Origin of the sequence: Cognatundibacterium luofuense, assembly GCF_018139685.1 — a bacterium.
Classification (GTDB): Bacteria; Pseudomonadota; Gammaproteobacteria; order Burkholderiales; family Burkholderiaceae_D; genus Undibacterium; species Undibacterium luofuense.
In genome coordinates this window covers 1-486 of record NZ_JAGSPN010000121.1, presented here as the reverse complement: position 1 = coordinate 486, position 486 = coordinate 1, and the positions used below count along the sequence as shown (strand labels likewise).

Here is a 486-nt window from a genome sequence, read left to right as displayed (position 1 = left end):
CTTTTCTTCAATTAGTTTTTTTGCATCAGAGATTCCGTTAACTTTAATCCATAGAAACATGCCAGCTTTGGGAACATGCCACTCTGCCAAACCACGTAACCACTTGTCTGCAGCTGCCAATATAAAATCCCTCTGGTTCTTGTAGAAATCAATAGCTCTGTCAACATGGGCCAGGAAACCCTCTTCTCCCCACTGGTATAGAAGCTCCGATATCATGAGCTGTGATAAAGTACAGGGATGCAGTGATGAGATTTGTGTGTGGAGAACAATCCTCTGTATCAAGGACTTGGGGCCAGTTATAAACCCCACTCTCAGCCCTGAGGAGATAACTTTTGAAAGGGAGTCAGCTCTGATAACTCTCCCATCAACATCCATGGAGAGAAAGGTTGGTTCCCAAGGCTTGGTGAACTGGAGAAAATAGTAAGGATCGTCTTCTATTATGAGGAAGTCATATTTTCTTGCAAGCTCATAGATTTCTTTCTTGCG

1 protein-coding gene is annotated in these 486 nt (G+C 43.2%); it reads right to left on the bottom strand.

Features of this window, described 5'->3' with window-relative positions; translation table 11 throughout:
• A partial coding sequence (locus KDM89_RS19625; RefSeq protein WP_212689574.1) for an aminotransferase class I/II-fold pyridoxal phosphate-dependent enzyme occupies positions 1–486 on the bottom strand: 486 nt, incomplete at both ends.